The organism is Flavobacterium cerinum, from assembly GCF_024496085.1.
Taxonomy (GTDB): Bacteria; Bacteroidota; Bacteroidia; order Flavobacteriales; family Flavobacteriaceae; genus Flavobacterium; species Flavobacterium cerinum_A.
On sequence record NZ_CP101751.1, the window covers coordinates 1,840,920 to 1,855,721 of the forward strand.

General features: G+C 36.3%; 12 protein-coding genes. 9 read left to right on the forward strand and 3 right to left on the reverse strand.

What is annotated here, in order from left to right; genetic code table 11:
• The first annotated feature begins 2 nt into the window (after nt 1-2).
• From NOX80_RS08165 to NOX80_RS08200, 8 genes are all read left to right on the forward strand, one after another.
• Nucleotides 3-545 carry a hypothetical protein gene (locus tag NOX80_RS08165; protein ID WP_256552796.1) on the forward strand — a complete coding sequence of 181 codons (543 nt, stop codon included), beginning with the start codon at nt 3-5 and terminating at the stop codon, nt 543-545.
• Between the two features lie 194 nt (nt 546-739).
• Nucleotides 740-3,496 carry a hypothetical protein gene (locus NOX80_RS08170; RefSeq protein ID WP_256552797.1) on the forward strand — a complete coding sequence of 919 codons (2,757 nt, stop codon included), beginning with the start codon at nt 740-742 and terminating at the stop codon, nt 3,494-3,496.
• A 3-nt stretch (nt 3,497-3,499) separates the two neighbouring features.
• Nucleotides 3,500-4,012: a hypothetical protein gene (locus NOX80_RS08175; RefSeq protein ID WP_256552798.1), complete on the forward strand. Its 513-nt coding sequence runs from the start codon at nt 3,500-3,502 to the stop codon at nt 4,010-4,012.
• Nucleotides 4,013-4,176: 164 nt separating this feature from the next.
• Entirely contained in the window at nt 4,177-4,845 is a 669-nt protein-coding gene (locus NOX80_RS08180; protein WP_256552799.1) for a hypothetical protein, read from the forward strand.
• A 177-nt stretch (nt 4,846-5,022) separates the two neighbouring features.
• Nucleotides 5,023-5,529, forward strand: a complete 507-nt coding sequence (locus NOX80_RS08185) for a hypothetical protein (RefSeq protein ID WP_256552800.1) — start codon at nt 5,023-5,025, stop codon at nt 5,527-5,529.
• Between the two features lie 123 nt (nt 5,530-5,652).
• Nucleotides 5,653-6,261, forward strand: a complete 609-nt coding sequence (locus NOX80_RS08190; protein WP_256552801.1) for an imm11 family protein — start codon at nt 5,653-5,655, stop codon at nt 6,259-6,261.
• Nucleotides 6,262-6,293: 32 nt separating this feature from the next.
• Nucleotides 6,294-6,467 carry a hypothetical protein gene (locus NOX80_RS08195; protein WP_256552802.1) on the forward strand — a complete coding sequence of 58 codons (174 nt, stop codon included), beginning with the start codon at nt 6,294-6,296 and terminating at the stop codon, nt 6,465-6,467.
• A 3-nt stretch (nt 6,468-6,470) separates the two neighbouring features.
• Complete coding sequence (locus tag NOX80_RS08200; protein WP_256552803.1) at nt 6,471-7,151, forward strand: imm11 family protein; 681 nt, start codon at nt 6,471-6,473, stop codon at nt 7,149-7,151.
• Nucleotides 7,152-7,164: 13 nt separating this feature from the next.
• On the opposite strand, the gene NOX80_RS08205 is transcribed toward NOX80_RS08200, so the two are convergent.
• Complete coding sequence (locus tag NOX80_RS08205; RefSeq protein WP_256552804.1) at nt 7,165-7,725, reverse strand: hypothetical protein; 561 nt, start codon at nt 7,723-7,725, stop codon at nt 7,165-7,167.
• A 640-nt stretch (nt 7,726-8,365) separates the two neighbouring features.
• Here NOX80_RS08205 and NOX80_RS08210 point away from each other — a divergent pair.
• Nucleotides 8,366-9,688 carry a HEPN/Toprim-associated domain-containing protein gene (locus tag NOX80_RS08210; RefSeq protein WP_256552805.1) on the forward strand — a complete coding sequence of 441 codons (1,323 nt, stop codon included), beginning with the start codon at nt 8,366-8,368 and terminating at the stop codon, nt 9,686-9,688.
• A 17-nt stretch (nt 9,689-9,705) separates the two neighbouring features.
• Here NOX80_RS08210 and NOX80_RS08215 read toward each other — a convergent pair whose 3' ends face one another.
• Together NOX80_RS08215 and NOX80_RS08220 are read right to left on the reverse strand one after the other, a co-directional pair.
• The gene (locus NOX80_RS08215; protein ID WP_256552806.1) at nt 9,706-10,779 is read right to left on the reverse strand and encodes a DUF3800 domain-containing protein; all 1,074 of its coding nucleotides are present in this window, start codon (nt 10,777-10,779) and stop codon (nt 9,706-9,708) included.
• Nucleotides 10,780-10,920: 141 nt separating this feature from the next.
• A complete protein-coding gene (locus NOX80_RS08220; protein WP_256552807.1) occupies nt 10,921-14,688 on the reverse strand; it encodes a YecA family protein in 3,768 nt (1,255 codons plus the stop codon).
• Nucleotides 14,689-14,802: the final 114 nt, after the last annotated feature.

The following is a 14,802-nucleotide window of genomic DNA, read 5'->3' on the forward strand; positions in this document are numbered from 1 at the left end:
TTATGTCGGTAACTTTGATCAATACATTGGAATACATTATGAAGATCATTACAAAGTTTACAATTGCCACGGAACAGGGAGTAGCAGAATTACTGGAGCTGACAGAAAAGAGCACTGCTGAAAAATTATCCGGTTTGATAACGGATGCTGCTTTAACCGATTTTATAACCGTTAATTATAATAAACAAACCCTTATTGCGGAACTAAACAGTATGTCAAATCAGTTTCTGGTTGTTTATGTAGACGGTGTGCCCGCTGGTTATGCCCGAATAACTTCAAAGGGAAAACAACCGCTGAAATTAGAAAATAAACGGGCTATTCGTATAGCCGATTTTGGAATACTTCAACACTATAACGACGAAGCTGTCCGCCATTCCTTATTTGAAAAATGTATGGCTGTTGCCAAATTTTACGAAAGCATCTGGATATCGGAATATAGCGAAAATCCGTTATTGCCCTTTTTTGAGGATAATGGCTTTATCCGGCAGGAAGTAGCGCCGGATTGGGAAGGATTATCACTGTCTTCTGTCTGTTTGATCAAATAGAAGAATGTATAAAATCGATTATTATCCTTTAATCTTCTTTACCGTTACAAAATTGATTTTTAAGAATTAAATCTGTAGTCGCATCAGAAATAAAGTGAATTTTATGTTCTGATGCAACTACAGAATTGAGCGCCCGAAAAACTATCATTGGAAGCAAAAATAGATGAATTTCGTATTCTAAATATATTCTTTCAATGAAAATAATGCACAACGAAAAAGAGAAAGAGACTCAGCAGAAAGTAGAGCAAAAAAACAGAGACAAACAAAATGATCGGGCTGTTGCTGTACCGGATAGCGGACGAACAAGTAACGAAACACTACAGGCAGACGACGCTAAAGCAGGCAAAACCGGAGATCTGAGTAGCAATAAAGCCACTCACGGCTCACAGTCGGCCTATGCCGAAGGATCGGAACGAATGTATCAGCAATTTCAGGAAAGTTTCGGACAAACAGGCGATTTAAACCATCCGGAGACACAAAAGAAAGAGCAGGATTATAAAGGGACACTGGGAATTTCGGGTCTGAGGGAATATTATGATATGAAATCAGAAAAAGAAAGTTCCGGACAAGCTGTAGCGGTTCCGGCGGCGAATACACAGAGTCAGGATCCGCCGGTTAGCCGTTTGATAACCGTTCGTAAAGGACAACGTTTCAATAATAAAATCATTGCGAATCAGGATGATCTGAACCGTTTTGCCGAATCGGAAATGGGAATTACCCGTCAGTTAAACTGGAATAAAGTACTATCGGATGCCGAAGTTCAGGCAATGGTAGCTAATGGTGGTACGGTTTGGTATACAATTAACGTAAAATCAAATGACATTCAGGAAGAAGCGAAATCATTGTCGGAAGACCGAAAAGGTTTTATAAAAGATGCCGGAAACAGTGCCGATTACATTCAGAACCTGCGTATACTGGATCTTTTAAAACAATTATCCGATGAAGAAATCGCCGATTATAAGAGTAAAGTGTATACGGAAACCAACGATCCGGCGGCCATCGAAGCATCGTTAAAAGCCTATATCGAAAGTGTTAAGCAGCGACGTAAAGAACAGGACGAACACGAATCCGTTAAAACAAAACTATACGGATTGGAAGCGTTATACGAACAGTATATCCGATTTTCAAAAACATCAGCAAGTACAACCTATACGGCTACCGGAGGGATTCCGGTAACTGTGGTTAATACGGAGTATGAATCGGACAAACAAAAATTAACCAACGATTTAATTGCCAATGGTTTTAAAGGAGGTATAGCCGAATTTAAAAAATTTATTGAAAGTTATGAGAACGGTTTCGAAAGTAAAACAGCACAGATTGGTATTGATTACCTGCAACAATACAAACATTTCTTATTTGAAGAACAAAAGAAACTAAGTAATGAGGCTTATCTTGAAAAGTTACTAAGTCAGTTAAAAGCAACGGGTGCCAAACAAAAATTTGATGCGGCAGACAGGGCAAAAAGTAGTGCCTCCGTATTGCATTATGCAGATAAACCATCAGCACAGGAGCGTTCTTTTCAGATGGAAATGAAAGCGGAAGCGGATCAGAAACAGGCCGAAGCCGAAAATAATATAGCCGATTTCACGAATCTGACACCGTTAGTAATTGATGAAGGTTTTGACAGTGAAGGTTTTGCTAATTGTAGTAGCACAGCTGAGATAAAAAGCTTTTTACAGTCGTATATTCTGGAGAAAAATGAAAAAGCTAATGATGCCATAGATAAGATCCGAAATAACCCGGAACATGTTTATGAACTGGATAAACTTTTTGAAACGGCCAGACAACAGGAACATATTGAAGACGGTTCAATTTACGACCGAATCCTGAAAGCAAAATACGAAGAAATTCATAAGTATGACGTATTAAAAGCGGTCGGATTGGGTATTTTGGCACTGGCGATTATTGTCGTTACCTGGGGAGCGGCTACTCCGGTTGTCGTTGCCGGCGGAATCATCTCAACGGGTATCAGTATTGGTCTTGCGTATGAAGCAATTGATGAATATAAAACCAAAAAAGGTTTCCACGATGTCGGATTGCTCAGTGAAGATCCTAGCGTGGCCTGGGTGGTTATAGCCATTGCAGGTGCGGCACTAGATGCGGGCGCTTTGGCAGCGGTGTTACGATCAGCAAAACCGATTACATTGGCAGCAAAAGCCTTTAATGATGCGGAAGATGCGGCAAGTGCCTTAAAGAAGTTGGGAGATGATCTGGCAAAAATCGAAGGACTTCATAAAAAAGTACAGGAAAATATTCTGAAGCAGGCCAGAATAAAAGCCCAGGAACAAAAAATAATGGCAAGTTTTGCGCAAACCAGAGGAATGGCCTTATCATCACTTCCATTACTGGTTCAAACGGGTGAATTACTGGCGCGTGCCGTATTTGCAATCCGAAAAGGAATCGTTACATTTGATAGTTTCATTGCCGAACTTAGGCTGGCTAAAGTAATAAGTGATGCCAGTTTAAGCCCGGAAGATCTGGTATCGATAAAAGAAGCTTTTGGTAAAGCGAAAGCATTTGGGAATAATGAAGTACTGGCAGCAGATTTAGGGAAAATTCTGGAAGAAGGAAATAGTGCAAAATTAAAAGAGTTTTTAGATTTTTCGGATGAGTTTTTTCGGATCAACTGGGATCATAAAAGTGATAAAACGTTTGGGCATGCTTTTCTAAGACATGGTAAAAAACGATTTACAAATTTAATCGACCGGGCAAATACATTGAAAATACCGCAAGGTGTTTGGATGGATGATGCCAAAGCGGCCGAACTTATAAAACAAAATTGGAGAAATTTTGTTGTAGGTGAAAATATAATTGATATTCCGCCGGGATTGGGGAAAGTAATACTACCCGATGGGAGGGTTATTGAAAACGTTATTAAAGCAGTAGTGGTTAAGAACCCAAAAGGAGCAACAAACTTAATAAACACAGCATATCCAAAAATAATAGAGTAACATATGAAATTTGACCTGATATATAAAGATTTAAAAAAGTTAAACGATTTTGAATATGAAATCTACGAAGGCGACAGCGATTATCTGAATGCTTACATCGGTGTGATTCAGGATGCATTGCGAGCGTCTGAAAATGTTACGTTTGAACTGAACTGTTTAGGGGAAGACTGGAATGTGATGGTTTTCTATGATTTTTCGCTTTTCACGGAACATTTACTGGATATTTACCAATTGTGTGACAAAGAAAAAGACGCTTCCTATGCCATGTGGTATTATGAAGATGGAATTGACAGAGATATTTTATTTACCAAAGTTGATCATGATACCGTTAAAATAGAAAACGTATCGGGCGAAAAATGGATTACTCCGATTTCGGCCGAATATATGACCACAAGCGGATTAAAAGCAGAATGTGTCAATTTTGTACAAAAGATAAAAGAAGCGATAAGTATGCTATACCCGGAAATTAATGAACTGGAAATGATACAGGAATGGTATCGAAAGTTTGGTGTATAGTAAACTGTACTTTAAATAAAGTAAATCAAAAATGGGGTTATAGTAACCTCATTTTTTGTTTTAAAGGGATGAGTAATCCGTTTGGGATTATTTTCTAAATTAGTGTCGCTTTAACATGGGAATCTGTGGTTTTGCTTTACAGATAACCGGAAAACCGTATAAAAATGAAAGATAAATTACAATATTGGATCGGCTTAAGTGTTTTTTTAATGGTCGTTTTTACGAGTTGTACCGATCGGCAACCGGCAATCAAAGAAATAAAAATAGAACCAGATGAAGTAGGGATAATCGGTTACGGATCACTCACATCGGTTAAAAGTATGGAAAGCAGTTTGGGTAGGGAATATAAAGGAATATTTGAGGTCACCCGCTTAAAAGGATGGAAACGGAAGTGGAATGTTTTTATGCCGAATGAAGGAGAATACAAAAAGTTCTATTATCTGGAAAAGGATAGTGCTGTTTTTCCGAAACGTATTATTTATCTGAATATCGAAAAAGATCCCGATTCGTTTCTGAATTGTTGTTTGTTTGTCATTAAAAAAGACGACTTGCTGAAATTCGATCAAAGAGAATGGATTTACAGTAAGGAAGATGTTTCCGATGATCTGGAAAACATAAAGATTGTAGGAGGAAAGGTATATGCTTATGTGGCATTGGATCAGTTTATCCTAAAAGAACCGGCTTCAAAAAATGAGGCAGCCATAAGAAAGACGTACCTCGATATTTTAGATGCTGCTTTTCTGGATTTAGGTGAAAGCTATAAAAAGGAGTTTTATAAGACAACTGAGGCTTTTCCGGATTCGATTGTAGTTAAGGATTTGAAAGTGAAGTAGCTTTTATTATTACGGGTACGAACGTTATGCTCCTGTAAACAGAGCGGAATAAAAAACGGTATCTGAGAATTATATATCACATGTTTGAGAGATAATCCTTACTTTAGCGATAGCTATGTCAGATCCTATACTGTATAAGTAAAGTAGGATCGGGTCAAATAACTTTAAGTCAAATATATGGTCGTACAATTCGAAAAAGAAACAGATGGTGTTTTGTTATTATGTTCCAAAAAAGGGTTAAAAAAGTATTATGAAAAACGTGAATTTAATTATGATTTTCCGGAAGGAATAATTCCATTAGTGAATCAGGGCATTATTGCAGCCATTGTTACAGAAAGTGGGGATGATGTTACGGGTGAGATTCTTGTAATGGAAGGAATGAATGATAAAGAAAATTATACTCTCTCATCAGAAAATAAACTCTTTATCGAACCGGAGGACGACATATTTGTTTTGTCACATAGTGAATTTACTCAGATTTGCGATCAGTATCAGGGTGATATTGACCGTTTTGATTTTTGGAACGAAAAAATAATGATTTCAAATCTTAGAAGTGGCTGGGCATTTTTATTTATACATACAAAAGTGTCGGATGAAATCCCCTATATCAACATCATATTTCAATTGACATTTTCGACTATTGAACCGCCTTATGAAAATGTAAACTCAATTAGTGCGGTTTAATTTAGAAGTATAAACCGCTAGTGTGAGCGTCCCGTTCGTGCCAATAAAGTCTCCCCGTAGCTATAGAAGAATAAAATAAAATAATAAAATCTAAAAAAAGTTATGTCAAATTTTGTCAGAATAATGAGCTACCAAAGAGATGGTGATTTATATTACACGAATATAGAGAACATCAATAAAGAAGCTGAAAAATTAGAATTCGAAGGCGTTTTAATTGAAGATATCGGAGATCCGACAATTAAATTCCGAAATAAAAAAGCAAAAATAACAGATTATATAATGGGAATCGGGCGTTTTCCGATTGTCTCAACCCGGTTTAAAGATTTATTAAGTTCGCTTCCGGATAGTGAATACATTCAGTTCATTAAATGTAAGTCGAATTATTTCAAACAAACAGAAGAATTTTGGATAATGAATATCCTTGAATTAGTTGATTGTTTTGACTGGGAAAAAAGTGAATACGTAAAAAGAACAAAATATAGTAATCCGAATGAATTTTGGCCGGATGATGTTACAAAAGTGGAAATGATTGATGAAAAAACGAACGGAAGAAATATTTTTAGAGTACTTGATTTTCCGACGTATATTTTCATCAGTAAACAGTTGGAGGGGCTTATTTTAGAGAATAAAATAAAACTGACTTTAGTAAGGACACAAGATTTAACACAGGTTATAGATGCTGATCCGAATGATCCGGGATTAGCGAGATGGGGGCATGAAAATTTAGATTAAAAGAATATTTAGCCGGAAAAAAACGCCTCAGGTTGGCGCGGGCAGAGGGTTATAAAAATATTCTAAAGACAAGCGTTGAAGTAGTGACAGAGAGAAAGATGAAATTATTTATGGAAGATTTTGCTAAAGAAATCGATGAAATTATTGAGGCTAGTTTAAAGTCAGATAAACCTTTAAAAATTGACTTATTAATTTTTCAATTATAAAAAATGAAAAAAGTAAATTATTATAAAATAAATTACTCAGTTGATAAGAAAATAACTGGAGCCAAAGATTCCCAGATTATTAATTTTATTGATCCTGAGAATAATAGTGTAGAAAGAACTAAAAAATATTCATATATAGGATTAGATCACGTAGATTCTTCTCTTGATTTTACAAAATTTAAAGCCGATGACAAAGCAAAGGTAACTGATATTCTAAGTAGTAATTTCTTTTCAAGCTATTACATTATAAGTGAAAAATTCAAAAAAATAATTGAAGATTTTACGTTTCATAATGTCCGTTTTTTGGACTCAGTAGTTACATTTAAAAACAATAAGTATAATTATTTTATTCTTAGTATTATTGAAAGAATTGATATTGTAGATTTTTCAAAGTCAACACTTATTTTAGATAGGGTTTCTCCAATGCTTAGATTTGGAGGAGATATTATAGAAGTAACTTCAAGCGAGGATTATTCTTTAAAGTCGGCTAAAATATGGGATGAAAAAGGTTTTGGTTATGGATTGATTCCGACACAGATTGTATTAAATTATAGGTCAGATTTAGTTAAACTTCCGTTCGGAATCACCTTAATATCTGAAGAGTTAAAACAAAAAATAGAAGAAGAAAAACTTACAGGAATAGTATTTGAAAAAACAGAAAGTGAGTTCTATTTGAAAGATTAGACTAATTTATCTCTTACAGAACCCCTCGCTGGTGCGAGCCTCCCGCTCGTGGGACTAGTCCTAAAATAGGTTGCCTTTTTTGTTTTGGCTTAAAGTATTTTTTTCGGTTGTAGATAAAATACAAAAAGGTTGCAATTAGCCCTCCGATTCCGATATAAATTCCAATACTTTGCTTGTTTTCAAATTCCGATTTATTGATCAAGACTTTATTGTTTCGTTCAACCTGAATAAGATTAATATTTACATTTTCACGTTGATCTTCATTTTCGTAATAATATAGCGTTAATTGGTCTCCGGTATTTATTAGTGCGATCAGATCGTCATAATTATTTGACATTCTATATATTCCCAATTTTTTATTGACCTGCTTAAGTTTAATAAAGAAAACGTCACTTGTTTTTCCTTTACTCCCATATTTTAAGTCAATTCCATGATCTTCTACAATACCGGTAATTTTGTCTGCTTTAGTTAAATCGATGTTTTGATTTTTGAATCCTAAAAAAACTAAAAAAACAGATAGTAGTGTAGGTAAGGCCAGTTCGAATATGAATTTTGCTTTTTTATTTCGTTTCATGCTTTGGTCGTTATTATTTTTAGCATCGATACTTACTGCTCAAGAACAAATGAAAAATTTAACGGGTTTTGGGCTAAAATAAAACAAAAAACTAAGATTGAGTAATGTTGAAATAATTAGGATGGTAAAATTTGAGCCTACAATCTTCCCGATTGCAATAGAGATTTGGTAAAGTGTAGGTGTAAAATGAAAAAAGCTGAACATTTCTGTTCAGCTTTTTGTCGGGGTGGCAGGACGACCTGCCTATTCCTTAATCCGTTGATTTTATTGGTGTTCTCAAGTACTCTTCCAAAAAGGGTAGCCGAATAGGTCTCATTTTTTTTGACTTGCTTTGCAGTCTTTTTTAGACCTGTTAACTTCTATTGCCAGTCAGTCAAAGTATATTATTAATGTAAATGTATTAAAAATTTAAGTCGAAAACAAGCAAAAAAGATATAACAAAAAGCTCAATTAAGAATAGACCCGTCATTGAAATCCAAAGTTTGACTTTGTAATATAAGGTATATTTGTATTTAACTTTGAGAAATAAAAGATGAACAATTGAAGTTGATTTTATCACTTTTATGTGAGCAAAAATTGACTAAGCTTTGGGCGGTTCTCTGGTAGATCAATTAGAAATTTAAATATAGTTAATATAAATATGGGAAGTTATTGCTCTTTAACTTTGGGAGGTTATGAAATAGATCAGTCAAAAAGCTACATTAATCCTTTTTGGTCTTGTTTCTTTAATGAACAAGACAAGCGCAGTCGTTCTGTCCCATATGATCTTTATTATACACAGCCATTAAGTGATACTGATGAAGTGCCTACTTACGAATATGCAGCCTCGGTGGAGACCATGAAACTGCGTCTTGAAATTATGGGTTATACTTTAGAAAAGGTTAAGAGGGAGTTCGTAGAAGGGATAGAAAGGGCTTTACATAGTAGGCAGCAAAGCAGTCAAGAATTCGCAGGTAGTTTACAAAACAACGATGTACAGCATCTTAGTACATTAATGAACGGAGGGTTTGAGCACTGGTTAATATCTATCAGATATATATTCGATCAAAATATTACAATTTACAGCGAGGACATCGACAAGTATGATGGGATTTATCGATTTATTCTTGAATACAATGATATTGATGAAGACTTATATTTAGGTTATCCAAATATTGGAATGGGATATTTTATTCGGGCCGCGTTAGAAGCTGTAGATTTAGAATCTGAATTAATTTTAGATGTCACATCACTTGTAAGCTCGGGATATTATGAAGAAGATGAGCTGATCTGCGCTGGCACCGCCCAAAGTCATATTGATTCAACATTAGCATTTCAGAAAGTCATAATTCTCACTGAAGGGAGTACTGACAGCGAGATTTTAAGCAAATCCTTAAAATTACTGTTTCCGAAAGTTGAAAGTTATTTCTCGTTTCTTGATTTTGACAGTTATAAAGCTGAAGGCGGGTCTGCTATGCTTGAAAAAACAATTAAATCCTTTGCGGCCGCAGGAATAAATAATAAAATTATAGGCCTTTTTGACTATGATGCTGCTGGTGTTGCAGCTATCGCGAGATTGAAAAAAAGAAATCTACCAGCTAATTTTAGAATAATGAATCTCCCCTCAATACAACTTGCAGAAAAGTATCCAACGCTTGGACCTCAAGGCAATACAAATGAAAATGTAAATGGACGCGCCTGCAGTATAGAAATGTATTTGGGGACGGATATATTGACCGATATAAGTGGCCAACTAGCCCCAGTTGAATGGAAGGGGATTGAACATCAGATAAACATCTATCAAGGAGAATTATCGCGTAAGGCTGAGCTGCAAAAAAAATTCTATCTAAAGGTACAAAGCAGCATCGACGCGGGGGCACTTCAACCTGGACATGATTGGTCGGGTTTGACACTAGTCTTTGAAAATATTTTTGCTGTTGCGGCTACCATCAATCAGGAAAAAAAACGTCCTAATGTCAGTTGATAAATATTCTACCCGCCTTAGTTTTTTCGCTGGCTTAGAAATGCGAGACTGTCGAGAATGTTTTCGCCTCCATCATGTTGGGTTCCAAGCTCCTCAGGCGTAAACGCCATATGGGGCCACACCGGGCTATAAGTCAATTCAACAAGTTTTGTCTGGCCAAGCATTTCAGAAAAATTGTCAACGTGGCGGGGATCAGCGACAGCCTTGAAGTAGTGATTCGCTGCACCGGCAATTACGTCAGCTATTTGCACCGCATGGAAATCCTTAGAATCGGCAAATTCAATGTCAATCAATTTTAGAGGCAGTTTTAGTTTCCTCCTGTCAGTGCCTATTTCTCCTTCCTTGTTTATGCTCGTAACCAGATCGATAAGTTCCTTGTGATGAACAAGGGGTTTTGAATTATCAACAATGGCATTAAAAAATGTATTTGTTTTTCTTCCCCAGTAATCTATCAGATTAATAAAGCCAGCCAATGTTGAATCAAAATTGTATTTATCCCAACGGTTTAAGATTTCATCGATATACCGATAGCTGCCCAAAATTGGCAAGAGTGCGTCTACGAACTTTTCATCCTTACTTGATGCGATAAGGTTTTCAACTGCCGTGTAAAACTTATCTATATGAACTTCATCCCTAAACTGGAATAAATTAATGAAAGCTTGTTTATACTCTTGAACTGCCTGCGGATCGCAGAATGCCGGAACACAGAAAAACAGCATATTTGTTATGGCGATGTTTTGGCCATCTTCATATACATCACAACCAATATCCTCCCTAAGAACGTGTTCTATCAGTCTGTCAACAGTATGAAGCCATATGCAGTACTGTTTATGAAATAAGGCAATCTGTACGGTCTCATTAGATATAATTTCGTGGTTTAACAGTGCTACTATTTCTTTCTGATACCTCGTACTCTTCTTTAGGCGGCTGAATTTTAACTCATCTGCTTTAGCTGTTAGTAAACCTCTCAAAAGGGTAGCCTGCGCTTCAGTTAAGCGTACAGAAGACAAGACAAAAACCGGCTGGTCTCTGTTTAAAAGATCGCCGCCTGTATTTCCTGACTCATCAAAAGCATATAATTGTTTCTCCATCTGCTTTATGAAATTATTGATTATGAAAAAAGACTTAAAAAGCGGGTATATTATATACCCGCCGGTTTTTCTTATATCCTGTAAAATTACTAAATCAAATTATAAATATTACAGATTCAATATACTGGTAATATTTAGCAGCTATTTTCTGATCTGATGGTCATAATTTTTTTCTAAGGTACTAAAACCATTTTTTTCAAGATCGTATAAAGTTATAAAAGGCAGAGGAAGCGCCTCCTTTCGCAAGTGCGGAGTTAGCATTTCTTCATTTGTAACAAAGAATGACTTTACCTTAAAACCAGTCATGTCGATGTTATAGACCTTGCCAACTGTGGAAAGATTGTTTTCCAGCCAGACATGTCTGGTCATATGCTTTTCAATCCAGCCTTTGTCTGATGAATTTTCTCCGAACAGTTTCGTCACTTCTTCAATCATTTCCTTTACGTTCCTGCTTGGAGACATACTCTTGCATTCAAGACTATATAGGATTTTATTTGTCTGGTCAATTATTAATACATCTACATCTCCAATATCTTCTGTGTGGTTTAAGAGAGCCTTAGGTTTAATGTAAGCATCCGTATCTATTATCAGATTGGTGGGGTCAATTGATTTTACGACCGCTTTAACCAATTCATCGCCCCGCTCATTGGCAAACTTTCCTATGGCTTTGCTTACTTCACTGCCGTCAGATGACCTAAAACGGCCCGATAGCAGCTGCTGCACCCAGGTCATTCTGCATTGAAGCATTTGTCGGACTCCCCAATATGCAGTACTATCGCCATCTTCGTCAACTATTACTAACGGTTTTCGAAGTAGGGACAGTATTCTGTTATATCTCCAAGGAATAATGTCAATAAATTCATATTTTCCAGCCGGCAACTTATCTACTTTCCCTCTTGCCCGAAGACTTAAAAACTCAACTGCATTATCAAATTCATCGCTTGAAAATGAATCCACATATTTGTTTATCTCTGCATTTAACCTACTGAGCGGGAAACTGGCACATGCATCCTCCTGCAGAAAGCCAATGTGGCATAAGCCTTCCACAAATTCACATAAACGGGAAAAAGTAATGCCATAATCTTTTAAAAATGCTTTTTCCAATGCTACAGGGACATCTTTTTTTTCGGTGGTCAGATGCTGAGGAAAAACATGTTTGTAAGTTTCAATTGCGTCAGTAATATTTTCTTCTGTTTTTGCACTTTGAAATGGGTCAAAAATATCACGTATGTTTTCTTTCTTGCTTCCAATTCTTTTTGAAGGAAGAACCGATAATTCTATGTCAAGGAGGTCGAAATGTATCTGATCCCCGGTAGAGCCCCATGCAAGTATCTGCTCCATAATAGCCATAAGTTCATCGATTGCTGTTTTGCTCACGGGGTGGCTTCCTTTGTAAGGCTCGGCGGTAACATGTTCAATGAGGCAGCGAACAGATATGGTAGATTTGTCCAGATCTTGCAAATCTTTAGCCAAATCTACTTGATGCTGCTCAACACTAACAAAACATGCTATTCTTGTTGGAGTATTGATTCTTAATCGCTCTCTTTTATTAATCAGCCCCTCATTAATCCTGATGAGTCTTTTTAATAATTCAGTAGAATCGTATTGCTGTATTTTAGTTCTTAAATATGGAAGCAATGCTTTTTGAACTATAGCCGAGGTAAGCTTTTCCTTTTCTTTTTTTGTAGTTAATTCTCCAACAGGGGGAGCATGCTCTCCAAGAAGCGGAACTATATTGTCGAGCACAACATTGACATCATGCTGTTCAACCAGCCTATATCCGGAAAGATTCTTGGGTTCCAGCAGGAGGTTGTCATTAGTATCCAGGACATATATTTTTTTCTTAATTCCCAGAGGAGCAGCTTCATCTATCTTGCTGGTTATTTCTGCCTTTGTAAAGCCTGGCTTTGAATTGCTGATTAGCAAATCATTCAATCCAGTCAGGATAGCTCTTACCAGCTGTCTTTCACCCTCATTGTCTGCTCCATATAAATAAGGCAGAATTTGATGAGGAATGGTAATATTTATAGAATCTTCCGTTGCTTTTACGATGAAATAGTCAAATAATGCTGGGTCTCTTTCAAAATTACGATCTATTTCAGCAAATTTACTTTCATCATCTAAGGTGAATATTATTTTAATAGGTACCGATCCTAATGATGATAATTTTTCTTTAATACTGTCTTCTAGCTGCCACAACCAATAAGCAATTGCGTCGCATAATTCCCAATACATATTATTTAGCGCAGGATTTGTTCTAGTTGACATCTCTAAAGGTGATATCCAAATGTATACTGGCAGATTTTCTACCAGCAAATTGAGTTTTCCAGTCCCAATTTCCTCAAGATTTAAATAGGTGCTTCCGTATTTATCTGTCTTCATGACTTCCATTAATTTCACCTTGCCATCTTCTTTAAAACGGGCTGAATGGAGGTCAACATTCTCTTTAGATTTTAGAAGGAGGTCAAATCCATAACCTGGTTCAATTATAATGCTTGTTGGGCCTGCATTGTCAGAGCAATAAAATGAATTGTCGTTGTCCTGATAGAATTTAAATCTGTCAAGAAAAGAAGTCGGAACCATCATCGAATCATGTGCCTTATCATTTGCTGTCGCAAATTTGTACAGGTCAATTGCATTGACATCTTTCAGTCCACTGATAATATTTAGTTCTGAAGCCTCAAGGATGAGTGTCTGTCTATCGGCATTTTTGTCTGCGCCAGCAAAAAACATTTCATTAATACTCGAAACAATCGGCAGTTCTAATATTTCAAATTCTTTGAATTCTGGCATGCCCAATACCGTCTTAAAAGAAGTTTCTTGATCTTGTTTCTCTTTCAAACTCTGCCCGGGATATTTTTGATATGCCAGTGCGATCTTATCATCGTCAAATTTATATACACCATATCTCAAGGAAGGTCCGTTTAGGTTTTCTGTAACTTCAAGAGGAATATACGTAAACCCGAGTTTTTTAATTTTTAACTGTAAATCCAACCATATAAAATCATGATATGCTTCAACCAACAATTCATAACAGCCGATTCTTTTTGCTTCACTTTTTATAAACTCTACCAAGGCATAGCTTAAATTGCTTGGCGAAACAACCACAAACCTGTCTTGAGCATTTACAATTGGATGTGTAGTCAGCGGACTGTCCTGCCCATATCTTCCACCCAGATCAGGAGAAGATATTTCAAGAAGAAAAGAATCAAGGATTGATTTCTCGATATTGAAGGTCTGCAGCAGTCTGTACATTTCCGCTCTAGTAATCTCAACGGATTTTTTCAGTATGTCAAATCTCTCCTCCGATGGAAACTTCACAAGTCCTTTGTCTATTTCACCCGTAAGATAACGTGCGTAACCATTCACTTTAGCAATATGGTCGGATATTTCCAAAATAAACATAGAAGCCTGGTAGGCAATTTTCATAAATTCATCTGGAAGCTGATTGTCTGGGGTCTGAAAAATTGCTTTCAGAAGGCTCCCAAGAATAAAAGAAGTACTCTCGCTTATTCCTGGAAATATAATGTAATCTCCGCCATGAAAAGTTACTATCTCCGTAAAAAGGTTAAAAGGATCGTCTTCCATTGCCTCACTTGGATACTTTGACGAAAGGAAATCTCGAAGTTCAGGTATGGAGGCACTCGCAGCATTAGTGTTAAAATACAAAATCGCTTCCTCGGTTATCTGTTCAAACCTATAATTTTTCCCGTGATTTTCCTTTAAGATGCTTAACCCTGCTATGGATTGCAGTAAATCTGTTGTATTGTATTTGTTGAAAAAATCAATCTCATCTGTAGAATCGTTGACATAAGAACTGTCTTGTTGCACCAGCGGCTTGTTAAGGCAGCATTTTTTGTACTTTTCCCCGCTTCCGCATGGGCATTGGTTATTTCTTTGTATTTTCATAGTTGGGTTTGTTTAGTTATTAATACAAATTTAGCATTTGTTGTACAATAAACTTTTGAGGTACAATCAACTAATTTTTATTATACAGCGTTTAAAAACGATTCAGTTATTTTT